At 60.4% G+C, this 24,822-nt stretch carries 20 protein-coding genes; 7 read left to right on the top strand and 13 right to left on the bottom strand.

Annotated features, from left to right (window positions below):
- Positions 1-9 precede the first annotated feature (9 nt).
- Entirely contained in the window at positions 10-2,703 is a 2,694-nt protein-coding gene (locus FIV38_RS06855) for a DEAD/DEAH box helicase (protein ID WP_092231738.1), read from the top strand.
- Positions 2,704-2,798: 95 nt separating this feature from the next.
- On the opposite strand, the gene nagZ is transcribed toward FIV38_RS06855, so the two are convergent.
- Complete coding sequence (gene nagZ / locus FIV38_RS06860) at positions 2,799-3,797, bottom strand: beta-N-acetylhexosaminidase (RefSeq protein ID WP_169851773.1); 999 nt, start codon at positions 3,795-3,797, stop codon at positions 2,799-2,801.
- A gap of 152 nt (positions 3,798-3,949) precedes the next feature.
- Positions 3,950-4,657, bottom strand: a complete 708-nt coding sequence (locus FIV38_RS06865; protein WP_029300097.1) for a TetR/AcrR family transcriptional regulator — start codon at positions 4,655-4,657, stop codon at positions 3,950-3,952.
- A 263-nt stretch (positions 4,658-4,920) separates the two neighbouring features.
- Here FIV38_RS06865 and lexA point away from each other — a divergent pair, with 263 nt between their 5' ends.
- Both lexA and sulA read left to right on the top strand, forming a co-directional pair.
- A complete protein-coding gene (lexA, locus tag FIV38_RS06870; RefSeq protein ID WP_029300096.1) occupies positions 4,921-5,529 on the top strand; it encodes a transcriptional repressor LexA in 609 nt (202 codons plus the stop codon).
- A gap of 10 nt (positions 5,530-5,539) precedes the next feature.
- Positions 5,540-6,019, top strand: coding sequence for an SOS-induced cell division inhibitor SulA (sulA, locus tag FIV38_RS06875; RefSeq protein ID WP_029300094.1), 480 nt, complete (start codon positions 5,540-5,542; stop codon positions 6,017-6,019).
- Positions 6,020-6,168: 149 nt separating this feature from the next.
- On the opposite strand, the gene FIV38_RS06880 is transcribed toward sulA, so the two are convergent.
- From FIV38_RS06880 to FIV38_RS06910, 7 genes are all read right to left on the bottom strand, one after another.
- The gene (locus FIV38_RS06880; protein ID WP_029300092.1) at positions 6,169-6,402 is read right to left on the bottom strand and encodes a hypothetical protein; all 234 of its coding nucleotides are present in this window, start codon (positions 6,400-6,402) and stop codon (positions 6,169-6,171) included.
- Between the two features lie 342 nt (positions 6,403-6,744).
- Entirely contained in the window at positions 6,745-7,266 is a 522-nt protein-coding gene (locus FIV38_RS06885) for a DUF6586 family protein (protein WP_029300090.1), read from the bottom strand.
- Between the two features lie 142 nt (positions 7,267-7,408).
- Entirely contained in the window at positions 7,409-10,030 is a 2,622-nt protein-coding gene (gene topA / locus FIV38_RS06890) for a type I DNA topoisomerase (RefSeq protein WP_092231741.1), read from the bottom strand.
- Between the two features lie 114 nt (positions 10,031-10,144).
- The gene (locus tag FIV38_RS06895) at positions 10,145-10,381 is read right to left on the bottom strand and encodes a DUF1653 domain-containing protein (protein ID WP_029300088.1); all 237 of its coding nucleotides are present in this window, start codon (positions 10,379-10,381) and stop codon (positions 10,145-10,147) included.
- A gap of 95 nt (positions 10,382-10,476) precedes the next feature.
- A complete protein-coding gene (gene fadA, locus FIV38_RS06900; RefSeq protein ID WP_029300086.1) occupies positions 10,477-11,652 on the bottom strand; it encodes an acetyl-CoA C-acyltransferase FadA in 1,176 nt (391 codons plus the stop codon).
- Between the two features lie 29 nt (positions 11,653-11,681).
- Positions 11,682-13,829, bottom strand: coding sequence for a fatty acid oxidation complex subunit alpha FadB (gene fadB, locus FIV38_RS06905; protein ID WP_029300084.1), 2,148 nt, complete (start codon positions 13,827-13,829; stop codon positions 11,682-11,684).
- 570 nt (positions 13,830-14,399) lie between these two features.
- Entirely contained in the window at positions 14,400-14,837 is a 438-nt protein-coding gene (locus tag FIV38_RS06910; protein WP_070994694.1) for a hypothetical protein, read from the bottom strand.
- A gap of 95 nt (positions 14,838-14,932) precedes the next feature.
- On the opposite strand from FIV38_RS06910, the gene FIV38_RS06915 reads away from it, so the two are divergent.
- Positions 14,933-15,370 carry a universal stress protein gene (locus FIV38_RS06915; RefSeq protein ID WP_029300080.1) on the top strand — a complete coding sequence of 146 codons (438 nt, stop codon included), beginning with the start codon at positions 14,933-14,935 and terminating at the stop codon, positions 15,368-15,370.
- A 115-nt stretch (positions 15,371-15,485) separates the two neighbouring features.
- On the opposite strand, the gene FIV38_RS06920 is transcribed toward FIV38_RS06915, so the two are convergent.
- Positions 15,486-17,402, bottom strand: coding sequence for an ATP-binding cassette domain-containing protein (locus FIV38_RS06920; protein WP_029300078.1), 1,917 nt, complete (start codon positions 17,400-17,402; stop codon positions 15,486-15,488).
- A 212-nt stretch (positions 17,403-17,614) separates the two neighbouring features.
- On the opposite strand from FIV38_RS06920, the gene FIV38_RS06925 reads away from it, so the two are divergent.
- Positions 17,615-19,543 carry a transglycosylase SLT domain-containing protein gene (locus FIV38_RS06925; RefSeq protein ID WP_092231743.1) on the top strand — a complete coding sequence of 643 codons (1,929 nt, stop codon included), beginning with the start codon at positions 17,615-17,617 and terminating at the stop codon, positions 19,541-19,543.
- A 64-nt stretch (positions 19,544-19,607) separates the two neighbouring features.
- Here the strand turns inward: FIV38_RS06925 and FIV38_RS06930 are convergent, their stop codons facing one another.
- Positions 19,608-21,383 carry an ABC transporter transmembrane domain-containing protein gene (locus FIV38_RS06930; protein ID WP_167362639.1) on the bottom strand — a complete coding sequence of 592 codons (1,776 nt, stop codon included), beginning with the start codon at positions 21,381-21,383 and terminating at the stop codon, positions 19,608-19,610.
- A gap of 245 nt (positions 21,384-21,628) precedes the next feature.
- Between FIV38_RS06930 and FIV38_RS29925 the strand changes: the two genes are divergently transcribed.
- Complete coding sequence (locus FIV38_RS29925) at positions 21,629-21,802, top strand: PA1571 family protein (protein WP_029300072.1); 174 nt, start codon at positions 21,629-21,631, stop codon at positions 21,800-21,802.
- 54 nt (positions 21,803-21,856) lie between these two features.
- Here the strand turns inward: FIV38_RS29925 and pdxB are convergent, their stop codons facing one another.
- Positions 21,857-22,990 (bottom strand): 4-phosphoerythronate dehydrogenase PdxB, encoded by a 1,134-nt coding sequence (gene pdxB / locus FIV38_RS06935; RefSeq protein ID WP_092231749.1) that lies wholly within the window; start codon positions 22,988-22,990, stop codon positions 21,857-21,859.
- 142 nt (positions 22,991-23,132) lie between these two features.
- Here pdxB and FIV38_RS06940 point away from each other — a divergent pair, with 142 nt between their 5' ends.
- Positions 23,133-24,515 (top strand): MATE family efflux transporter, encoded by a 1,383-nt coding sequence (locus FIV38_RS06940; protein ID WP_092231752.1) that lies wholly within the window; start codon positions 23,133-23,135, stop codon positions 24,513-24,515.
- 28 nt (positions 24,516-24,543) lie between these two features.
- Here FIV38_RS06940 and tusA read toward each other — a convergent pair whose 3' ends face one another.
- Positions 24,544-24,795, bottom strand: a complete 252-nt coding sequence (gene tusA, locus FIV38_RS06945) for a sulfurtransferase TusA (RefSeq protein WP_070994698.1) — start codon at positions 24,793-24,795, stop codon at positions 24,544-24,546.
- Positions 24,796-24,822 lie beyond the last annotated feature (27 nt).

Consider the following 24,822-nt stretch of genomic DNA (forward strand, 5'->3'; position numbering starts at 1 on the left):
TCCAGCGCCATGCCCCTGCCGTCGTCGCTGACCAAACCCCTGGCGCCTTCCTGGGCTAACCGCTTCAAGGAGCAAAGCCTGGAGCGCGGCCGGCGCTACGCCCTGGAAAACCGCGTGCGCATCGTCGAGTCGGGCGACAGCACCATCATCGCCAGTTGCGAAGGCTCAGGCGGTAATGTCTACCGCCAGACCATCGCCCTGCGCGAGTCGGCCAAGGGCACCTTGATCCTGGTGGACAGCCGCTGCACCTGCCCCGTGCATACCAACTGCAAACACATTGCCGCGGTGCTGCTGCAGGTCCAGGAAACCCTGGCCTATCCGGCAGCGGCCAAGGATGCCGAGCTGCTGGAAAAGCTCCAGGCCGTGCTCGACAACCGCGTGGTGCTGCCTCAAGTGGTGCTCGAGGATGTGCAGCCGGTTCCCCGGCTGTGGCTGGCCAGCATCGAGTTCAGCGCCTTTGAGCCGCGCAACGGCAAGATGCAGCGCTACATCCAGCACCGGGCGGCGCTGTCGTTCAATTATCAGGGCAACTACGTCAGCGGCCAGAAAAACGCCGATATCATTGTGCGCCAGGAAACCCAGAGCCTGCGGATCAAGCGCCACCCCGAGGTCGAGCAAGGTTTTCGCGAACACCTGCGCTTGCTGGGTTTCAAGATCGCCACGCGCCAGAGCAAGGCCTTGCCGGAAAGCGCCGGCGAGCTGTTTGAGATGGTCAACGACAGTGCCTGGCTGAACTTCACCCTCAACGCCTCGCCGAGCCTGCGTGCGGAGGGCTGGGAGCTGCAGATCGATGAAGATTTCGGCTTCGACCTGAGCCCCGTCGATGACTGGTACGCCAGCGTCGATGAAGTACCGGAGCGCGACTGGTTCGACCTGGAGCTGGGGATTATCGTCAATGGCGAACGCCTGAGCCTGTTGCCGATCCTGTTGAACCTGATGCGCTCCCACACCGAAATCCTCAACCCGGAAAAACTCGCGCGCCGCCGCGACGACGAACTGATCCTGGTGAACATCCCCGGCCTGCCCAATGGCGGCCACGGCCCGCTGCAAGTGGCGCTGCCCTATGGCCGGCTCAAACCGGTGCTGGCCACCCTCGGCGAGTTCTACCTGCAAGAGCCCGGCAGCACCGCCTTACGCCTGGCCAAGGCCGACGCCATTCGCCTCAACCCGCTGGAAGACCTGCCCCTGCAATGGGAAGGCGGCGAACAGATCCGCAACTTTGCCCAGCGCCTGCGCGATATCAAGGACTTCACCTGCACAGCACCCGAGGGCCTGAATGCGACCTTGCGCCCCTACCAGCTCGAAGGCCTGAGCTGGATGCAGTCCCTGCGCCAACTGGAAGTGGGCGGGATTCTTGCGGACGACATGGGCCTGGGCAAAACCCTGCAGACCCTGGCGCATATTCTCAGCGAAAAAATCGCCGGGCGCCTGGACCGGCCGTGCATGGTCGTGATGCCCACCAGCCTGATCCCCAACTGGCTCGACGAAGCGGCGCACTTCTCCCCGCAGCTCAAGGTACTGGCGCTGTATGGAGCCGCACGCAAGAAGCACTTCGCACAACTGCAGGATTATGACCTGCTGCTGACCACCTATGCCCTGCTGCCCAAGGACATCGAGCAACTGGCCGCGCAGCCGCTGCATGTGCTGATCCTCGATGAAGCCCAATACATCAAGAACCCCACCAGCAAGGCCGCCCAGGCCGCCCGCGAGCTGAATGCCCGGCAGCGCCTGTGCCTGAGCGGCACACCGCTGGAAAATCACCTGGGCGAGCTGTGGTCGCTATTCCACTTCCTGCTGCCGGGTTGGCTGGGGGATGTTAAGAGCTTCAACCGTGATTACCGCGTGCCCATCGAAAAACGCGGCAGCGACGTGCGATTGCAGCACCTCAACGGTCGGATCAAACCGTTCTTGCTGCGCCGCACCAAGGAACAGGTGGCCACTGAGTTGCCGCCCAAGACCGAGATCATCCATTGGGTCGATCTCAATGAAGCGCAGCGCGACGTGTACGAAACCATGCGCCTGGCCATGGACAAGAAGGTGCGCGACGAGATCACCCGCAAGGGCGTGGCTCGCAGCCAGATCATCATCCTTGAAGCGCTGCTCAAGCTGCGCCAGGTCTGTTGCGACCTGCGCCTGGTCAACGATGCAACCCTGCCAGCGCGCGGCAGCAGCTCCGGCAAGCTCGACAGCCTGATGGAGATGCTCGACGAGCTATTTGCCGAAGGGCGCAGGATTCTGCTGTTTTCCCAGTTCACCTCAATGCTCAGCCTGATTGAGATCGAGCTGAAAAAACGCGGTGTCGCCTATGCCTTGCTGACCGGCCAGACCCGCGATCGGCGCACGCCGGTGAAGGATTTCCAGAGCGGCAAGTTGCAGATCTTCCTCATCAGCCTCAAGGCTGGTGGCGTCGGGCTTAACCTGACCGAAGCCGACACCGTGATCCACTACGACCCGTGGTGGAACCCGGCTACGGAAAACCAGGCCACCGACCGTGCGTATCGCATCGGCCAGGAGAAGCCGGTGTTTGTGTACAAGATGATTGCGCGCGGCACTGTGGAAGAGAAGATCCAGGCGTTGCAGCAAGAGAAGTCAGACCTGGCGGCGGGCGTGCTGGATGGTCGCACCACTGGCGACTGGAAGTTGGGCAACGAAGATATCGAGGCGCTGTTTGCGCCGTTACCCAATAAGCAAGAGAAGCGTTGACTGCCAGGTCGCTATCGCAGGCAAGCCACACATTTTGATCTGTGAATACATTCAAGTGTGGGAGCTGGCTTGCCTGCGATAGGCGCACCTCAATCTCATTCGATCAACTGAGCATCCCGAAGCGCACCGAGCGCCGCCAACCAACGCGGGTCCTGCTTATAGTCAGTCGAGGCAATCGCCTGCCCACGCATCCGGGCAATCCGCGCCGACGGCGTGACCTTCATGCGCTGGGCGGCACTCAGGGCCAACTCGGCGGCCGCACGGTCATTGCACACCAGCCCCATATCGCAACCCGCGCTCAAGGCCGCCTCGATACGGCTCGCCGCATCCCCCACCACATGGGCACCGGCCATGGACAGGTCATCACTGAAAATCACCCCATCGAACTGCAACTCACCGCGCAGGATGTCTTGCAACCACCGGCGCGAAAAGCCGGCCGGCTGGTTATCCACCTGGGGGTAAATGACATGGGCTGGCATGACGGCGGCCAATTGCTTGCTCAAGCGCGCGAACGGCACCAGGTCATGGCTGCGAAGCTGCTCCAGGCTGCGTTCATCCACGGGAATGGCGACGTGGGAATCAGCCTCGGCCCAACCATGACCCGGAAAGTGCTTGCCGGTGGCGGCCATACCGGCGCTGTTCATGCCCCGGATAAAGGCGCCGGCCAACAACGCGGCACGCTCGGGATCACCTTCGAACGCACGTGTACCTACGACGGCGCTGCGCTGGTAATCGAGGTCCAGCACCGGGGCGAAGCTCAGGTCCAGGCCAACGGCCAACACTTCTGTGGCCATAACCCAGCCACACTGCTCGGCCAGGTATTCGGCATTGGGATTATCTGCCAGGGCACGCATGGCCGGCAGGCGGACAAACCCCTGGCGCAGGCGCTGGACACGGCCGCCTTCCTGGTCGACAGCCAGCAACAGGTCCGGGCGCACCGCGCGAATGGCAGCGCTCAATTCCCGCACTTGGCGCGGATGTTCGATGTTGCGCGCAAAAATGATCAGGCCGCCCACTTCAGGCTGGCGCAACAAGTGGCGATCCTCAGCCGTCAGCCAGGTGCCGGCGACGTCCACCATCAAAGAGCCTTGCAGGGCAGCAGTCATAAATTTTCCTTGAATGACGCGCGCACTCCACCGCCTCGCCAGGTCAAGCCTGGCAAGGCGGTGGAGTGCGGGTAAATATTTGAAATCGGCATGGGCGGCTAGCTTAGCGGATGCAAGCGGTGGCGCCCAGACGCCAGTGGTTAAACCTTGGCAGCCACCGGGGCGGACTTGCTGCGCGGGCGCAACTGGGCGGCCGCCATGGCCGGGTCGGTGACACCGCTTTCGGCGCGCATGCCGGCGGCCAGGAATGGCACCATCAAGCGCATGACCTGTTCGATGGAGGTGTTGACCCCGAAATCCGTCTCGGCGATGGCGCGCAAGGCCTTGATCCCGGACATGCTGAACGCTGCGGCGCCGAGCATGAAGTGCACGCGCCAGAACAATTCGATAGGAGGAATGCGCGGGGCCGCCTCATTCACCAACAACATGTAGCGACGGAATACCTTGCCATACATGTCTTCGAGATAACGCCGCAAGTGGCCTTGGCTCTGACTGAAAGCCAGGCCCAGCAGACGCATGAAGATCGACAGGTCGTTGCCACTGCGTGGCTGTACCACCAGCGCCTGCTCGACGAGGATTTCCAGCAGCTCTTCCAGGCTCGGCTTGTTGTCGGGCTTGGTCTGGCGCCGCTCCAGCTCACGGTCGAGACTGACGCAGAACGGTCCCAGGAAACGTGAGAATACTGCCTGGATCAGGGCTTTCTTCGAGCCGAAATGATAGTTCACTGCCGCCAGGTTGACCCCAGCCTTGCTGGTGATCAGCCGCAATGAAGTTTCAGCAAATCCTTTTTCCGCGAACAACTGCTCGGCAGCATCGAGAATGCGTTCAACGGTTTCCGACTGGGCCATGGCTACTCCGCCTGACAAACACTTGTTTGAAACATACGTTTCACCTTGTGCAATGTCAAGCCTGCAGGTCCGTTTTCCGGCCGGGCAGTCACCCGATTCGCACCTATTTAATCACATCTTCAACAGCCTGTAGGCAGCGCTATCTCCAGGCTTGGCAAGGACCGACGGATGACCGTCCGGCGGAGTCGGCAAAAACGATGATTGCCAAGCGCAGTTCACTGTATATAATCCCAGTCACTGTATAAAAAGACAGAGCGATCAACATGCTAAAACTGACGCCACGCCAAGCTGAGATTCTCGCTTTTATCAAGCGCTGCCTCGACGACAACGGCTATCCGCCGACCCGGGCGGAAATCGCCCTGGAGCTGGGGTTCAAATCCCCCAACGCTGCTGAAGAACACCTGAAGGCCCTTGCCCGCAAGGGTGCGATCGAAATGACCCCAGGTGCATCCCGTGGCATTCGTATCCCTGGCTTCGAAGCCAAGGCTGACGAATCGACGCTGCCGATCATCGGCCGGGTCGCTGCCGGTGCGCCGATTCTTGCACAGCAGCACGTCGAAGAGTCTTGCAATATCAACCCGACTTTCTTCCATCCTCGCGCCGACTACCTGCTGCGGGTCCATGGCATGAGCATGAAGGACGTGGGCATCTTCGACGGCGACCTGCTTGCCGTCCATACCACCCGTGAAGCACGCAACGGTCAGATCGTCGTGGCGCGTATTGGCGACGAAGTGACGGTCAAGCGCTTCAAACGCGAGGGCAGCAAAGTCTGGCTGCTGGCGGAAAACCCTGAGTTTTCACCGATTGAAGTCAACCTGAAGGATCAGGACCTGGTGATCGAAGGCTTGAGTGTCGGCGTTATTCGCCGCTAACGGAGGCATCATGCAGTTCCCACACGCGCAACAACATACACAACTGCCGCTGTTTGAGGCCTTCTTGGCCCAGCCACTTGCACCGATCCTCAACGAGGTGGTGGAGTCCCCATGGACCGCCCCCGCCGAACCAGAGGTATTCAGTGAATTGTCGTTGCGCGGCGCTGCCGGGAACTGCCTGAGCCTGCTGGCCCCCATTCTTCGCAACCTGAGCGAAGAACAGGATGCCCGCTGGCTGACCCTGATCGCCCCGCCCTCCAGCCTGACCCAGGCCTGGTTGCGGGATGCGGGCCTGAACCGCGAGCGTATCCTGCTGCTGCAACCACGCGGCACCCAGAGTGCCCAGCAACTGACCTGCGAAGCGTTGCGCCTGGGGCGTAGCCATACGGTCGTCAGTTGGCTGAATCCGCTGGGCGCTTCGGCCAAGCAGCAGTTGATCAGCGCGGCGCGCACAGGCGATGCACAAAGCTTGAATATTCGTTTGGGATAAGCCCGAGCCTGACGCGCAACGCGTTATCGGGAATGCTACAGGTCGTCCGATTGCAGCCTGACGTCAAGTCAGTGCCTGCGATGGACGCAAGGCTTCTACAGAACTGAGAAGCCGATTGTTAGTTTGAATCTTAAGATCGACAAACGGACTCAGTGAAGAATTCGCGGACCGTCGTCTTTCTCTGGTTCGCCTTCAGCCAAGCGCCCCGCCATCTGCACGCCCACGCTCAACATGGCTTTTGCCACTTCCACGTGCTGGCCTTGCAGGAATGCCTTGGCATCCTCGGAAAAGTCCAAAGTCACCAGAGAACCCTCGTCCTCGGCCCTACGCAGCTCAATTCGGCCGTCGGGCAATTCAACAATTTCCAGAAAGGACGTTGGCATAAAAATCTGTTCTCCACGAAAGGCCGGCATTATATCAGTCATCAACGCGGCCTCGCTCAGGATCTGAACAGCTTTCGTTGCGGCTTGATGAATGGTCTGTAGGAGCGGGCTTGCCAGCGATAGCCATAGGTATCTACATAACTTCGCCGCACCGCCTAAATCCAGGCAAATAGCGCAGCGCGGGCGATGCGGCGTTCCGACAAGCCCGCTCGCCACGGGGGAGTTCGTCAGTTTCTGAAAGTTGTGTAGATACCTATGCAGCGATAGCGGTCTGCCGGCCAACTTTGCATTGTTTGATCAATTGTTATCGCCGGCAAGCCGGCTCCTACATTGCCCCGCCACTCAGCACTCGTTCAAGCCATCCCGAAAGCGGATAGCCAGCTTCTTCAGCTCCTGACGCCAGCTCTCCAACTCCGCCCGGCTCAGCGGCTCGGGACCTTCGTCTTCCAGACTGACCGCAACAATCAGCGGCTGGGTCACATCGCCCTTGGGCTTGTGCGGCACACGCGGCGGCTGGAACATCGCCGAATGCGCAGCCAGCAAACGTGCCAGCCAGCTGTCAGGGCTGCGGGCCATTTCCACCAACTCGGCCAACTCAGGGATGGCCAAGGACTCCAGCACCTCGCGGGTCAGGATATCCTCGGCCCGTGGCGCATGTGCCTGGGGCAAGCGATAGAAGCCGGCAATTTCATGACACAGCCCCAGCAAGGCGCCGTACAGATGAAACAACGCCGACTCCCGCCCCGCCTGCACCAGCGCGATAGCGTTCATCTCCTTCCCTTCCTCGGCACGGCCAAGGGCTTCAAGGGACAAACCCGCGAAGTAAATTTTCTGGTTGGTACGGGTATAGAGTTCGTTAGCCATGACGGCAGTCTCCACAACGACATAAACGTGATGCTGGCTTTGCAGGAGCAAGTTTACTCGCGAAAAACCCGAGAACAACGCAGTGCATCGGGTTTATCGCGTTATCGTTAACGACCTTCGCGAGCAAGCTCGCTCCTACAGATCAAGCGCCCTGGCGCTTGTCCTCGACCTTCCACTTGCCGCCGTCGTAGAACGCCTTCCAGCCCGTAGGCTTGCCGTCCACTTCGGTCTGCACGTACTGCTCCTTGGTCTTGCGGCTGTAGCGAATCACGGCCGGACGACCGTCAGGATCCTTCTTCGGCGCTTCACACAGGAAGTGGTACTTTGGATCGATCTCATCCTTGTGCGGCACGATCTCCATCACCAATGGCGCACGGGTCTCGCGGTTTTTCGGGAACTGGCTGGCGGCCAGGAACAGGCCCGAAGCGCCGTCACGCAGGATGTAGGTGTCGTTGACCTTCTCGCACTTGAGCTCAGGCATCTTCACCGGGTCCATCTTCGGCGGCGCCGCATCACCGCTTTTCAGCAGTTTGCGGGTGTTCTTGCAGGTCGGGTTGGTGCAACCGAAGAACTTGCCGAAGCGTCCGGTCTTGAGCTGCATCTCACTGCCGCACTTGTCGCACTCCAGGCTCGGGCCTTCATAGCCCTTGATGCGGTAGGTGCCTTCTTCGATTTCGTAGCCATTGCAATCCGGGTTGTTACCGCAGATGTGCAGCTTGTGCTTTTCGTCGAGCAGATACGCATCCATCGCCGTGCTGCAGATCGGGCAACGGTGCTTGCCACGCAGCACCAGCGACTCGGATTCACCCTCGTCGTCGGCCGCAATTTCATCACCCGGTACCAGGTTGACGGTGGCCTTGCAGCGCTCTTTGGGCGGCAGGCTGTAGCCCGAGCAACCCAGGAACACACCGGTAGACGCGGTGCGGATCTGCATCGGCCGCCCGCAGGTGGTGCACGGAATATCCGTCATCACCGGCTGGTTGGCGCGCATACCGTTTTCCGGGCTTTCGGCTACTTCGAGTTTTTTCTTGAAGTCGCCATAGAACTCGTCGAGTACGTTTTTCCAGTCCCGCTCGCCCTGGGCCACGTCATCGAGGTTCTCTTCCATGCCGGCGGTAAAGCCGTAGTCCATCAGGTTGGAGAAACTCTCGGACAGACGCTCTGTGACGATATCACCCATCTTTTCCGAATAGAAACGACGGTTATGCAGCGCCACATAGCCGCGGTCCTGGATGGTGGAAATGATCGCCGCGTAGGTCGAAGGACGACCAATGCCACGCTTTTCCATCTCTTTTACCAGGCTCGCTTCCGAATAACGCGCAGGCGGCTTGGTGAAGTGCTGGGACGGATCAAGCTTGACCAGCTTCATCACATCGCCCTGGGCCATGTCTGGCAGCACGTCGTCATCGCCGGGCTTGGCGATTTGCGGCATCACACGGGTGTAACCGTCGAACTTGAGGATACGGCCCTTGGCACGCAGCTCGAAGTCCCCGGCACCCACGGTGACGGTGGTGGACAAGTATTGCGCCGGCAGCATCTGGCAGGCCAGGAACTGGCGCCAGATCAGCTCGTAGAGGCGCTCAGCGTCGCGCTCCATGCCTGTGAGCTTGCTTGGCTCGGTATTGGCGTCAGACGGCCGAATCGCTTCGTGAGCCTCTTGTGCGCCTTCCTTGCTGCTGTAGACGTTCGGGTTCTCCGGCAGGTACTTCTTACCGAATTCGCTTTCAATATAAGTGCGCGCCATCGCCACCGCGTCTTGCGACAGGTTGGTGGAGTCGGTACGCATATACGTGATGTAGCCCGCTTCGTACAAACGCTGGGCCATCATCATCGTCTTCTTCACCCCAAAGCCCAGGCGGTTGCTCGCGGCCTGTTGCAGGGTGGAGGTGATGAACGGCGCCGACGGCTTGCTGCTGGTGGGCTTGTCTTCGCGCTTGACGATGCTGTAGCTGGAAGCCTTGAGCTTCTCCAGCGCGGCCATGGCCTGGGCTTCGTTGAGCGGCTTGAAAGCCTCGCCTTTCTCACGGGCCACGTCAAAGCGTACGGTCGCGCCCTTGGCGGTGCCGAGGTCGGCGTGGACTTCCCAGTATTCTTCAGGGATGAACGCGCGGATCTCGCGCTCACGCTCCACCACCAGCTTCACCGCTACCGATTGCACACGGCCAGCGGACAGGCCACGGGCAATCTTGGCCCACAGCAATGGCGAGACCATGTAGCCGACGACGCGGTCAAGGAAGCGTCGAGCCTGCTGGGCATTGACGCGGTCAATGTCCAGCTCGCCCGGCTTGGAGAAGGCTTCCTGGATCGCCTTCTTGGTAATTTCGTTGAACACCACGCGTTTATAGCGGCTGTCATCCCCACCGATGGCTTCGCGCAGGTGCCAGGCAATGGCTTCCCCTTCGCGGTCCAAGTCCGTCGCGAGATAGATGGTGTCAGCATCCTTGGCGAGCCGGCGCAGCTCCTCGATCACCTTTTCCTTGCCCGGAAGGATTTCGTACTTGGCCTTCCAGCCATGATCAGGGTCCACCCCCATGCGCGAAACCAGCTGCTTGCGCGCTTTTTCTTTGGGCGAGAGCACCGGACCTTCGCCCGCAGCCGCCTTGCCGCGCTTGGCAGCAGGCTCCTTGCTGGCGCTAGCCGAACCGCTGGTGGGCAGGTCTCGGATATGGCCGATACTCGACTTCACCACGTACTCGTTACCCAAGTACTTGTTGATGGTCTTGGCCTTAGCCGGGGATTCCACAATGACCAGCGATTTGCCCATGGATCGGAAAATTCCTGAATTCGAGAAGAGAAAGGCGGTTGGCGCCTGACGCGGCAACGCTATATATAGTGGCAACACAGTGAGGTCAAGCGCAGCATTGTGCGCTACCAGCCGTTATTGCCCTGAAAAAAGACTGGGTTCGACCTGCACCAAAGCAAAGCGCGGGACCTGCTTGCCGTCAACTTCGACAGTCTCCAGGAACATGCTCAAGGGGCGCACCCAAAAGCCGTAATCGCCATACAGTGCTTGGTAGAACACCACTTCTTCTTCGGTCTCGGAGTGCCGCGCCACATTAAAAACGCGGTACTTGGGACCTTTATAATGCTGGTAGAGCCCTGGTTCGACTTTCATGCTCTGGCCCTCTTACAAAATTTATTAAAAAAAAATTAAAAATTCCAAAAAACAAAAACCGGGGCACTGGGCCCCGGCTTCCGTCAACTCAACGCTTAGACGCGTTCGAAGACGGTAGAAATGCCTTGGCCGAGACCAATGCACATGGTTGCAACCCCAAGGTTGCCGCCATTTTGCTTCATCACGTTAAGCAAAGTGCCGGAAATACGTGCACCGGAGCAACCGAATGGGTGGCCCAAGGCAATCGCACCGCCATGCAGGTTAACCTTCTCGTTCATCTTGTCGAGTACTTTCAGATCTTTCAACACGGGCAGGGCCTGTGCGGCGAAAGCTTCGTTGAGCTCGAAGAAGTCGATGTCGGAGATGCTCAGACCTGCGCGCTTCAAGGCTTTTTGTGTGGCCGGTACTGGACCATAGCCCATGATCGCCGGGTCCACACCCGCCACGGCCATGGAACGGATCACTGCCAGAGGCTGGATCCCCAGGTCCTGGGCGCGCTGGGCCGACATCACGATCATGCACGAGGCACCATCGGTGATCTGCGACGAAGTACCGGCAGTCACGGTGCCGCCCTTGGGATTGAATGCCGGCTTCAAGGCCGCCAGGCTTTCCAGGGTGGTATCCGGACGAATGGTTTCGTCGTAGTCGAACAGCTTCAGGAAACCGTTCTCGTCGTAGCCGTTCATCGGGATGATTTCATCCTTGAACTTGCCTTCCAGGGTTGCCTTGTGGGCGAGCTGGTGCGAGCGCAGGCCAAAAGCGTCCTGGGCCTCACGGGTGATGCCGTGCATCTTGCCGAGCATTTCTGCGGTCAGGCCCATCATGCCCGAGGCTTTTGCCGCGTACAGCGACATATGCGGGTTTGGATCGACGCCGTGCATCATGCTGACGTGGCCCATGTGCTCCACGCCGCCGACCACGAACACATCACCGTTACCGGTCATGATCGCCTGGGCGGCAGTGTGCAGCGCGCTCATGGAAGAACCACACAGGCGGCTGACGGTCTGGCCGGCAGCAGTATGCGGGATCTGCGTCATCAGGGACGCCATGCGGGCGATGTTCCAGCCCTGCTCCAGGGTCTGGTTGACGCAGCCCCAGATCACGTCCTCGACTTCGTTCGGGTCGACCTTGACGTTGCGCTCCAGCAGTTTGCTGATCAGGTGCGCCGACATGTCTTCGGCACGGGTGTTGCGGTGCATGCCGCCCTTGGAGCGGCCCATCGGAGTACGACCGAAGTCGACAATCACGACGTCTCTTGGATTCAAGCTCATAAATATTCTCGCTCTAGTCGTCTGGGCACTTAACCGAAGAAGCTCTGGCCGTTCTTGGCCATCTCGCGCAGCTTCGCAGTCGGGTGGTACAGCGGGCCCAGATCAGCGTATTGATCAGCCAGGGCAACGAATTCGGCTACACCGATCGAGTCGATGTAACGCAGCGCACCACCACGGAATGGAGGGAAACCAATACCGTACACCAGGCCCATATCGGCTTCGGCGGCGGTTTCAACGATGCCGTCTTCCAGGCAACGCACGGTTTCCAGGCACAGGGCGATCATCATCCAGTTGATGATGTCCTCGTCGGACACTTCACGCTGCTCGTAGACGATAGGCGCCAGCACTTCGTGAACCGATGGATCGGCAACTTTCTTCTGCTTGCCTTTCTTGTCGGTCTCGTAGGCGTAGAAGCCCTTGCCATTCTTCTGGCCAAGGCGCTTGGCCTCGTAAAGCGCATCGACAGCCGAGCGACGGTCGTCTTTCATGCGGTCCGGGAAGCCTTCAGCCATAACGTCGCGACCGTGGTGGCCGGTGTCGATACCGACCACGTCCATCAGGTACGCCGGGCCCATTGGCCAGCCGAATTTTTCCATGACCTTGTCGATACGCACAAAGTCCACGCCAGCGCTGACCAGCTTGGCGAAACCGCCAAAGTACGGGAACAGCACGCGGTTGACCAAAAAGCCCGGGCAGTCGTTGACCACGATCGGGTTCTTGCCCATTTTCTTGGCGTAGGCAACGGTGGTGGCAACGGCCAGCTCGCTGGACTTCTCGCCACGGATCACTTCCACCAGCGGCATCATGTGCACCGGGTTGAAGAAGTGCATGCCGACGAAGTTTTCCGGACGCTTGAGGGCCTTGGCCAGCAAGGTGATGGAAATGGTCGAGGTGTTGGACGCCAGGATCGTGTCTTCTTTGACCTGGGCTTCAACTTCAGCCAGTACCGCTTGCTTGACCTTCGGGTTCTCGACAACCGCTTCGACCACCAGGTCGACGTGGCCGAAATCGCCGTAGGACAGCGTAGGACGAATGCCGTTGAGCACTTCAGCCATCTTCGCAGCCGTCATGCGACCTTTATCAACGCGGCCCACCAGCAGCTTGGCGGCTTCTGCCAGGCCTTGCTCGATACCGTGCTCGTTGATGTCTTTCATCAGGATCGGCGTGCCTTTGGACGCCGACTGATAAGCGATACCGCCACCCATGATACCGGCGCCGAGGACGGCAGCCTGTTTCACGTCTTTGGCGATTTCGTCGTAGGCCTTGGCCTTTTTCTTCAGTTCCTGATCGTTCAGGAACAGGCCGATCAGGCTCTGGGCAGCAGACGTCTTGGCCAGTTTGACGAAGCCGGCGGCTTCGATTTCCAGGGCCTTGTCGCGACCGAAGTTCGCGGCTTTCTGGATGGTCTTGATCGCTTCGACCGGAGCCGGGTAGTTAGGACCCGCTTGACCGGCGACGAAACCCTTGGCGGTTTCGAACGACATCATTTGTTCGATGGCGTTGAGCTTGAGTTTTTCCAGCTTCGGCTGACGCTTGGCCTTATAGTCAAATTCGCCGCTGATGGCGCCCTTGATCAGGTTCAGGGCAGCTTCTGCGAGCTTGTCCGGCGCAACCACGGCATCGACTGCGCCCACTTTCAGCGCGTCTTCAGCACGGTTTTCCTTGCCGGCGGCAATCCACTCGATGGCGTTGTCGGCACCGATGATGCGCGGCAGGCGCACGGTACCGCCGAAGCCTGGGTAGATGCCCAGCTTGACTTCCGGCAGGCCGATTTTCGCGCTGGAGGCCATGACGCGGAAGTCCGCGGCCAGGCACATTTCCAGACCGCCACCCAGAGCGATGCCATTGATCGCGGCAACGGTCGGCACGTTGAGGTCTTCGAAATCGCTGAAAATCTTGTTGGCTTCGAGGTTGCCAGCCACAAGCTCGGCATCGGGCAGCTTGAAGTTGTCGACGAATTCGGTGATGTCAGCGCCGACGATGAACACGTCCTTGCCGCTGGAGACGATCACACCTTTGATCGATGCATCAGCCTTGATGGTGTCTACGGCCTGACGCAGTTCGTTCAGGGTTAGACGGTTGAACTTGTTGACGGACTCACCCTTGAGGTCGAATTTCAATTCGACGATGCCACTTTCAAGAGCCTTAACCGTGATGGCTTTACCTTCGTAAATCATCAACTGATCTCCACGATATGGAAGCTGAACAGTACACGTCGGACGCTGGCCGAAGCGTAAACACAAACGTTACCGTCGATGCTAACGCCTATTTGCCAGGCACACCCGCCAACGCGATAGTCGGGATTCTGTACGAACGGTCTGAAAGACAAACGCTCAATTCATACGCCCGTTTGATTTGGGTACGCCACCTTCAGCCAATTTCCGACAATTGTCAATCGCTCGAAAGGGCCGCTAAAACGCGACTTTTCAGTCATTTCAGAACCGCCAAGGCGAATCAATGCGCAGGTATTCACCCGATCAATAATGAAAAAGGGCCAGCAAAGGCCTGTACAGCGACGGATATCCGGCTAGGCTAGCCGCAGGTGTGAACGCCTGTGCGAATGCGCGGCGTGTTGAATCGACGAATTACCGGCCTGCCTGGCCAACTCCAGCCCGATGATGATGTCGGGCTTTTTATTGCCTGCGATTCCATCACTGTAGGAGCGAGCTTGCTCGCGAAAAACCTGAGCGCACCGCGTTAAACCAGGTTTGCCACGTTATCGTTGACGCTCTCGGGCGCAGACGATGTCAGGCCAGGGCCTTGAGCAAGGCATTGATGTTCTGCAAGACGCTCAATTCGCCCTTCTCACCCCAATACAAAGCGATCATCTGCCCATCGGCTTCGATTTTGTAGACGTTATCCGGCAGCGTTGCAAAATGCGGCAACAACTTCTCGTCGACACAGGTTTCCCGCCATTGATTGACCCATACCCCCGGCTCCAACTGCCAGTAACACCAGAGGGCCGGCTTACTGCCCCGCCGCGGCCGACAGTACTGCGCACACGGGCTGGGCGGCTCTTGCTTGAGCCAGTGCGGCCACTCCTGGGGCGACAACTGCATCGCCAGGCCAATGCGGCGGGCCTCCATGCGCAGGGCCATGCGCCCGCTCTGGTGGCGCGAAGGTCGCAGCCATGCCAGGGGGCTCAACACCACTAGAAGGATTGACACCACTATCCAGACCGTCATATGTGTACTCCCGAATTTCTAGATGAGCGGATCCAACCCCATCCGCTTGAAAGCAGCCATACTGAACTTATTGCAGTCCCCTGGAGGAACGCCTCATGACTTACGAACATATTCTGGTCGCCGTGGACCTGACCGAAGAGTGCGATCCGGTGATCAAGCGCGCCGTGGCCATTGCCGGCGATACCGTGAAGCTGTCCCTGGTGCATATCGTCGAACCCATGGCCATGGCCTTTGGCGGCGACGTACCGATGGACCTTTCGCAACTGCAACAGCAGCAGTTCGACCAGGCCAAGGAGCGCCTGGACCGCCTGATTGCCAAGTATCCTGCGCTGAAAAAGGACCAAAGCCACCTGACCTATGGTCAGCCACGCCAGGAAATCCACCACCTGGCCAAAGAGCAGAACTGCGACCTGATCGTGGTCGGCAGCCATGGTCGTCATGGCCTGGCGTTGCTGCTGGGCTCCACGGCCAACGACGTCCTGCACGGCGCGCCGTGCGACGTACTGGCGGTAAAACTGGTAAAAAGTTCGTAAGAACACCAGAGATCAAATGTAGGAGCTGGCTTGCCAGCGCCTACCTTTGGATTGAATTTCATATAAAAAAACCGGTGCTCGTAAGAGCGCCGGTTTTTTATTGCCGCCGAATCAATCAGGCATCCAGCTCGGCCCAACGCTCAACCAGCACTTCCAGTTCCTGGTTCAGCTTCTCCAGGGACTCGATGACCTTGGCAGTTTCCGCCGCAGGACGCAGGTAGAAACCCGCGTCAGCCATTTCAGCTTCCACGGCTGCGATCTGCTGCTCCTTGGCGTCGATATCACCCGGCAAGGCTTCCAACTCACGCTGCAGCTTGTAGCTGAGCTTTTTCTTGGCCGCCGGCGCAGCGTCCTGAACAGGTTCAGCAGCGGCAGGTGCAACCACCGCAGAGTTCAAGTCGGCCTTACCAGACTTGCTCTCGGTCACGCCCAGCAGGCGCGGCGAACCGCCCTGGCGCAGCCAGTCCTGGTAACCACCGACGTATTCGCGCACCTTGCCTTCACCTTCGAAGACCAGGGTACTGGTGACCACATTGTCGAGGAATGCCCGGTCGTGGCTGACCATCAGTACAGTGCCGTTGAAGGTCAGCAGGACCTCTTCCAGCAGCTCGAGGGTTTCCACGTCGAGGTCGTTGGTCGGTTCGTCGAGCACCAGCAGGTTGGCCGGTTTGCTGAACAGCTTGGCCAGCAGCAGGCGCGCACGCTCACCGCCAGACAGGGCCTTGACCGGCGTGCGGGCACGTTGTGGACTGAACAGGAAGTCGCCCAGGTAGCTCAGGACGTGGCGGCTCTGACCATCGATATCGATAAAATCGCGGCCTTCGGCGACGTTGTCGATCACGGTCTTTTCCAGGTCCAACTGGTGGCGCAACTGGTCGAAGTAGGCCACGTCGATGCGCGTGCCCTCTTCCACGGTGCCGCTGGTCGGTTGCAGGCCGTTGAGCATCAGCTTGAGCAAAGTGGTCTTGCCGGTACCGTTGGCGCCCAGCAGACCAATACGGTCGCCGCGCTGCAGGACCATGGAGAAGTCCTTGATCAGGAACGGGCCATCCGGGTGATGGAAGCTGACGTTCTCCAGGACCATGACCTGCTTGCCCGACTTGTCGGCGGTATCCAGCTGGATATTGGCCTTGCCGGTGCGCTCGCGACGTTCGCTACGCTCGACACGCAAGGCTTTCAGGGCGCGTACACGACCTTCGTTACGGGTGCGGCGTGCCTTGATCCCCTGGCGGATCCAGACTTCTTCCTGGGCCAGCTTTTTATCGAACAGCGCGTTGGCGGTCTCTTCAGCGGCCAGGGTGGCTTCCTTGTGCACCAGGAAGCTGGCGTAGTCGCCGTTCCAGTCGATCAGGCCGCCGCGATCCAGTTCGAGGATGCGCGTGGCGAGGTTCTGCAGGAAAGAACGGTCGTGCGTGATAAACAGCACGGCGCCCTGGAAGTCCTTGAGGGCTTCTTCCAGCCAGGCAATCGCGCCGATATCCAGGTGGTTGGTCGGTTCGTCGAGCAGCAGCAGGTCCGGCTCGGAAACCAGGGCCTGGGCCAGCAGCACGCGGCGACGCCAGCCGCCGGACAGTTCGGCAAGGGTCTTGTCGGCCGGCAATTGCAGGCGGCTCAAGGTGCTGTCGACCAGTTGCTGCAAGCGCCAGCCATCACGGGCTTCGAGGTCTTGCTGGACGTGCATCAGCTTGTCCAGGTCAGCGTCGGTGACGCAGTTCTGCGCTAGGTGATGGTACTGGGCAAGCAATTCGCCGACGCCATCGAGGCCTTCGGCAACCACGTCGAACACGGTCCGTTCGTCGGCCACCGGCAATTCTTGCGGCAATTCGCCAATCTTCAGGCCCGGCGCGCGCCATACGGAGCCGTCATCGGGCTTCTGGTCGCCCTTGACCAACTTCATCATGCTGGACTTGCCGGTGCCGTTGCGGCCGATGATGCACACCCGCTCACCACGGGCGATCTGCCAGGACACCTTGTCCAACAACGGCATAGCGCCGAAAGCAAGGGACACATCGCTGAATTTGAGCAGGGTCATACGCTTCTCCAAAAACTGGGCGCGCATTCTACCTGAGTTGGGGGGTGAAGCGGCCGGCATTTTCATGCCCGACACGTTCTGTAGGACATTTCTTGAGAACTTCAGCGAAGCGGCCTGCAAAGCTTTCACCGGCTGCGGGCAAAAGGCTAAGCTAGGGGCAATCAGTGTCGACAGCGTCGGCACTAGTCCTGATTTCTTTGCACGGACGTCTCATGCGCAGTCGCCTTTTCAGCTTTTTATCTTGCCTGCTTCTTTCCTCCACAGCCGTCCAAACCGCCCAGGCAGTGGACCTGACCACCCAACGCCAATATTACGACCAAGCCAAGCGTGCCCTGGCCAAAGGCGACACCGGCCCCTACATGCAATACAGCCAGGCCCTGGCCGATTACCCGCTCACGCCGTACCTGGCCTACGACGAACTGACGGCACGCCTCAAGTCCGCCAGCAACCAGGAAATCGAACAGTTCCTGGCCAAGCATGGCGACCTGCCCCAGGCCAACTGGATGAAGCTGCGCTGGTTGCGCTGGCTCGCCGAGCGTGGCGACTGGAAGACCTTTGAAAAGTACTACGACGCCAAGCTCAATTTCACCGAACTGGACTGCCTGCACGGCCAATACCAGTTGAGCAACAACCTCAAAGCCGAAGGCTACAAGACCGCCGAAGCCCTGTGGATGACCGGCAAATCCCAACCGGCTGCCTGTGATGCGACCTTCGGCCAGTGGGCTGCCGCCGGGCAATTGACCGAGCAGAAGATCTGGGACCGCGCCAAGCTCGCCGCCGAAGCCCGCAACTATCCGCTGGCCAACAGCCTGGTGAAAACCCTGCCCACCCTGGGTGCCCAGGGCCGCCTGATGGTGGACGTGGCGCAAAAGCCCGCCATGCTCAGTGACCCCTCGCGCTTCCTGCCTGCCACTGAAGCCATGTCCGACGCCGTCGGCCTGGGCCTGCGCCGCCTGGCGCGCCAGGACCCGGAACAAGCCATGGCCCTGTTGGATGGATATGCCAGCAGCATGCACTTCTCCCGCGATGAAAAAGTGTCCATCGCCCGGGAAATCGGCCTGACCCTGGCGCGACGCTACGACCCGCGCGCCCTGGACGTGATGACCAAATACGACCCGGAGCTGCGTGACAACACCGTCTCCGAATGGCGCCTGCGCCTGCTGCTACGCCTGGCCCGTTGGGAAGATGCCTACCAGTTGACCCGCAAACTGCCCCAGGACCTGGCCACCACCAACCGCTGGCGCTATTGGCAGGCCCGCGCGCTGGAACTGGCCGAGCCGAAGAACCCACAAGCACTGGTGCTGTACAAAGGCTTGGCCAAGGAGCGGGATTTTTATGGCTTCCTTGCCGCAGATCGCTCCCAGGCCCCGTATCAACTGAACAACCAGCCGCTGGTCATGAGCCAGGCGCTGATCAACAAGGTGCGCAACACCCCGGGTGTGCGCCGCGCCCTGGAATTTTATGCCCGTGGCCAGATCGTCGACGGTCGCCGCGAGTGGTATCACGTCAGCCGCCACTTCAACCGTGACGAAATGGTCGCCCAGGCCAAGCTCGCCTACGACATGAAATGGTACTTCCCGGCGATCCGCACCATCAGCCAGGCCAAGTACTGGGACGACCTGGATATCCGCTTCCCGATGGCCCACCGCGACACCCTGGTGCGTGAAGCCAAGGTCCGTGGCCTGCATTCGAGCTGGGTGTTTGCTATCACCCGCCAGGAAAGCGCCTTTATGGATGACGCCCGTTCCGGCGTCGGCGCCAGCGGCCTGATGCAACTGATGCCCGCCACCGCCAAGGAAACCGCGCGCAAATTCAGCATCCCACTGGCGTCACCGCAGCAGGTGCTGGACCCGGACAAGAACATCCAGCTCGGCGCCGCTTACCTGAGCCAGGTGCACAGCCAGTTCAACGGCAATCGCGTACTCGCCTCCGCCGCCTACAACGCCGGCCCAGGGCGCGTACGCCAATGGCTGCGCGGCGCCGATCACCTGAGTTTCGATGTGTGGGTGGAAAGCATTCCGTTCGACGAAACCCGTCAGTATGTGCAGAACGTGCTGTCTTATTCGGTGATCTACGGGCAGAAGCTCAACTCGCCACAGCCATTGGTGGATTGGCACGAGCGTTATTTTGATGACCAGTAAAAGCAGGTAAAAGCTGCCCGTTTGAAGCTGCAAGTGCCCGCGTTGTGAGACGCGGGCATTTTTTTTAGGGTTCGTCGTGACCATCGCTAAATTGCAGGGCCGCCAGCCGCGCATACAGCGGGTTGGTGGCGATCAGTTGCTGATGGGTGCCCACCGCGACCAATTTGCCTTGATCCATCACCGCAATCCGATCGGCGTTTTTCACCGTGGCGAGGCGGTGGGCGATCACCAGGGTGGTACGTCCCTGCATCAGTTGCGGCAATGCCTGTTGGATCAGATGCTCGCTCTGGGCGTCGAGGGCGCTGGTGGCTTCGTCCAGCAGCAGGATCGGTGCATCCACCAACAAGGCCCGGGCGATAGCCAGGCGCTGGCGCTGCCCACCAGAAAGGCCCATGCCGCCATCCCCCAGGTGGGTCTGGTAGCCGTCGGGCATTTGCAGGATGAAATCATGGGCATGGGCAATGCGCGCCGCTTCTTCGACCTGGGCTAGTGTGGCCTTGGGGTTGCCGTAGCGGATGTTTTCTTCAACGCTGCCAAAAAACAGCGCCGGGCTCTGGGATACCAGGGCAAAACAGCGGCGCAGGTCCAACGGGTCCAATGCGCTCAGAGGCTGGCCTTCCAGCAGCACTTGCCCCTGTTGCGGGTCGTAGAAGCGCAGCAACAGATCAAAAATCGTTGATTTACCCGCACCGGACGGCCCCACCAAGGCCAGGGTTTCACCGGCATTGATGCTCAGGCTCAGCCCATCGATAGCGTAGCGATCGGGACGCGATGGGTAGGAAAAATGCAGGTCTTGTAGCTCCAGGCGACCACTGACCCGTTCTGGCAGTTTGACCACACCATAGGACGGAGCCTGGATTTCATTAGGCGACTGCAACAACTCGGCAATCCGCTCCGCAGCCCCGGCAGCGCGCTGCAACTCGCCAATCACTTCGCTCAAGGTACCAAACGCGCTGCCCACGATCAGGCTGTAGAACACAAAGGCCGCCAGTTCGCCACCGGAGATGCGCCCGGCGATCACATCCATGCCGCCCACCCACAGCATCACGCCCACGGCGCCCAGCACCAGCACAATCACCAAAGTGATCAGCCAGGCGCGCTGGACGATACGCTTGCGCGCCGTGGTGAATGCGTCCTCGACCGTCACGGCGAAGCGCTGCTCATCCTGCATCTGATGGTTATAGGCCTGTACGGTCTTGATCTGGCCCAGGGTCTCGGAGACGTAGCTGCCGACGTCGGCAATCCGGTCCTGGCTCTGGCGCGAGAGGCTGCGCACGCGCCGGCCGAAGATCAGGATCGGGGCCAACACCAGCGGCAACGCCACCACCACGATGCTGGTGAGTTTTGGGTTGGTGATAAACAGCAACACAATCCCGCCGATCACCATCAAAGCGTTGCGCAGGAACAGCGACAGGGATGAACCGATCACCGATTGCAGCAAAGTGGTATCGGCGGTCAAGCGTGACTGGATTTCCGAGCTGCGATTGTTTTCATAAAAACCCGGATGCAGGTAGATCAGATGGTTGAACACCAGCCGGCGAATGTCCGCGACCACCCGCTCACCGATCCACGACACCAAATAAAACCGCGCAAACGTGCCCACCGCCAGGCCCAGCACGAGGATCATGAACAGGCCGATGGACTGGTTGAGCAAGTGTGGCGATTGGGTCATGAAGCCCTGGTCCACCAACAGGCGGATGCCCTGGCCCATGGACAAGGTGATGCCTGCCGTGACGATCAGTGCGAGCAACGCACCGACGGCCTGCCAGCGATATGGAGCGATAAAGCGCAGGGCCAGGCGGATGGCGCGGCGTTGACGGGCTGAAAGCATGGAGAGCATCACCTGAGGAAGACAATGCCAAGCCTACACCGCAATCGGATTGAACTTGGGTAAATCACAATGAGTCAGGTTAATTATGCCCGGCAAGACTAGGCCCTAGAGGCTATCGGTCTAAAGTCCGGCTGGAAATCCGCCGCGATTTCTGCTGGACTGGGCATTCGATCCGCCTACGGGCTAAGGAGTTGTAACAGCTCGGTCACGCGGGGGAATTAGAGTAGGTACACAACCTGATGAGGAGACAGGCCATGTCCTTGCAAAACAGCAGCACTGACAAAGTTGAAGTAATCCGCCAGCCACAGCAGTTGCCTTGCTCGTACATCGATGCCCAGGGCCGCGAAGTGCAGATTACCGAAGAGATGATCCAGGGCGCCTGCGCCGAACTGGAGCAGAAACTGGTCAAGCCTGCCCAGCAAGGCTGATACGCCCCAGCTCTTTCAGAACCGGCCCCAGTGGCCGGTTTTTTTATGCGTTTTTTATGCTCCCAGTGCGGCGACGATGCTCGACAAAGCTGGCGACTCACCATTGATCCGCACCTTCAAGCCGTCAATCTCGCGGCGATCCGGGTAGTGCTTGCGCAGCAGGTCGAATGCCTTGCGCTGTTCTTCGACTGTTCCTACCAGGCTACGGCGAAAGTCCGCATCGTCACGGCGCGGGTCGTAGACGCTGCGGCACAACGTCGCCAGGGCCCAGGCCGGGTCGGTGTTGGCATTGAGAGTGACCTCTGCCAGCCATGGCTCGGGCAGCAGGTCACTCAACTGAATGCTCGCCGGTTGCCCAAGGTGCGCGCACAACACCTGGTAGATCTGCGCCGTGCCGCGCTGCTTGCCGTCGAGGCTGTAGCCGGCGATGTGCGGAGTCGCCAGCACGCACAACTCGGCCAGCTCCACATCCACTTCAGGCTCGCCTTCCCACACATCCAGCACTGCCTGTAAATCCTCGCGCTCCAGCAACACCTCGCGCAGCGCCGTGTTATCCACCACCGGGCCACGGCTGGCGTTGATCAGCCAGGTGCCCGGCTTGAGCTGCTCCAGACGCTGGCGATCCAGCAGGTGCCAGGTCGAGCCATTGCCGGATTTTTTCAGCGGGGTGTGCAGGCTGATCACATCGCACTGCTCGATGATCTGTTCCAGGCTCACGTAATCGCCCTCTTCGGCGACCTGGCGTGGCGGATCGCAGACCAGCACTTTCCAGCCCAGGCCCTTGAGCACCTTGACCAGGCGCCCGCCCACCTCACCGGCACCGACGATGCCATAGGTACGCTGGGTCAGGTCAGCACCTTCGATTTCAGCCAGGGTCAGCAGGCTGCCCAGCACATAATCCACCACACCACGAGCGTTGCAGCCCGGCGCGCTGGACCATTGGATCCCGGCCCTTTGAAAGTAATCGAGGTCCAGGTGATCGGTGCCGATGGTGCAGGTGCCGACAAACCGTACCGCCGTGCCTTCCAGCAACGCACGGTTGACGTTGGTCACCGAACGCACCAGCAGCACATCGGCCTGTTCAATGGCGGCGCGGTCGATGGCGCGGCCCGGCACCCGGCGGATCTCGCCGAAACCTTCAAAGAACGCATCGAGCAGCGGGATATTTTCGTCGGCAACAATCAGCATGGCAGGCTCCTTTGGCGGACCAGCAGTGTACAGGCACCGGCCCCTGGAACGTTTACAAATCCGCTACACAGGTAATTTCCTGACCTATCCGTCAAGGCGTAGAATGCGCCGTCCTGCGCTCCCCCTTATCGGACATCTGCACGTGAACACTGCCACTTTGCCCCTCTCCCGCCCTGCCCGCGTTCGCCGGGAAGTCTATAGCCTGCTGGCGCTGGCCTTGCCCATCATGATCGGGCAACTGGCAACCACCGCCATGGGCTTTGTCGATGCGGTGATGGCCGGGCGTGTCAGTTCGCGGGACCTGGCGGCGGTGGCCCTGGGCAACTCCATCTGGATCCCCGTGTATCTATTGATGACCGGAACCTTGCTGGCCACCACCCCCAAAGTCGCCCAGCGCTTCGGCGCCGGCAGCCACACCGAAATCGGCCCGCTGGTACGCCAGGCGTTGTGGCTGGCGTTGGTGGTGGGGTGCACCGCCTCATTGCTGTTGATCAGTGCCGAGCCGATCTTGCACGCGATGAACGTCGACCCCGAACTGATCGCCCCCTGCATGGGCTACCTGCACGGCATTGCCTTCGGCATGCCGGCGGTGGCGCTGTACTACGTGCTGCGCTGTTTCAGCGACGGGCTGGGCCGCACGCGCCCGAGCATGCTCCTCGGGCTGGGCGGGCTGGCATTGAACATCCCGCTGAACTACGTGTTCATCTACGGCCATTTCGGTGTGCCGGCCATGGGCGGCGTAGGCTGCGGCTGGGCCACCGGGATTGTGATGTGGGCGATGATGCTGGGCTTCGCCGCCTGGACCCGCTGGGCACCGGCCTATCAGGCCAGCGAGTTGTTCAAGCGCTTCGACTGGCCAAAGTGGTCGGTGATCAAGCGCATCCTGGGCATCGGCCTGCCGATTGGCATCGCGGTGTTTGCCGAGTCGAGCATCTTTGCGGTGATCGCCCTGCTGATCGGCAGCCTGGGCGCAACCGTGGTGGCCGGGCACCAGATCGCCCTGAACTTCAGCTCCCTGGTGTTCATGATCCCCTACTCCCTGAGCATGGCCGTGACCGTGCGGGTGGGCCAGGCCCTGGGCCGTGGCGAACCCCGTGAAGCACGTTTCGCCGCAGGCGTGGGGATGGGCACCGCCCTGGCCTATGCCTGCCTGTCATGCAGCCTGATGCTGTTGTTCCGCGAGCAGATCGCCACGATCTACACCGCCGACCCGCTGGTGGTCCAGGTGGCGGCGATGCTGATTGTGTTCGCGGCGCTGTTCCAGTTTTCCGATGCGATCCAGGTCACGGCGGCTGGCGCCCTGCGCGGTTATCAGGACACCCGGGTGACCATGATCCTGACCCTGTTCGCCTACTGGGGCGTGGGCTTGCCGGTAGGTTACTTGCTGGGGCTGACCGACTGGCTGGGCCAGGCCAACGGCCCGAGCGGCTTGTGGCAGGGGCTGATCGTCGGCCTCAGTTGCGCAGCGGCAATGCTGGTGGTGCGCCTGGCACGCAGTGCGCGCAAGCGCATTCGCCAGGTTTAAGCGCGACTGCCCACTGTAGGTATCAGTCTCAGGTGGCCTTCTTGCGGATCCAGTACAAGTAAGTACCGGCCTCTTCGCGCTGTTCCACCAGTTCATGGTCCAGGAACACGCAGAACTTGGGGATGTCGCGGCGGGTCGAGGGATCGGTCGCGATGACCTTGAGCAGGCCACCCGGCGCCAGGTCGCGGATGTGCTGGTGCAGCATCATCACCGGTTCCGGGCAGTTGAGGCCGGTGGCGTCGAGGGTGCCGTCAACGGCAGGGTCAAAAATGTCACTCATCGTTCACTCCTAAACAGCCGGCTCCTA

This window comes from Pseudomonas proteolytica, from assembly GCF_007858275.1.
Lineage (GTDB): Bacteria > Pseudomonadota > Gammaproteobacteria > Pseudomonadales > Pseudomonadaceae > Aquipseudomonas > Aquipseudomonas proteolytica.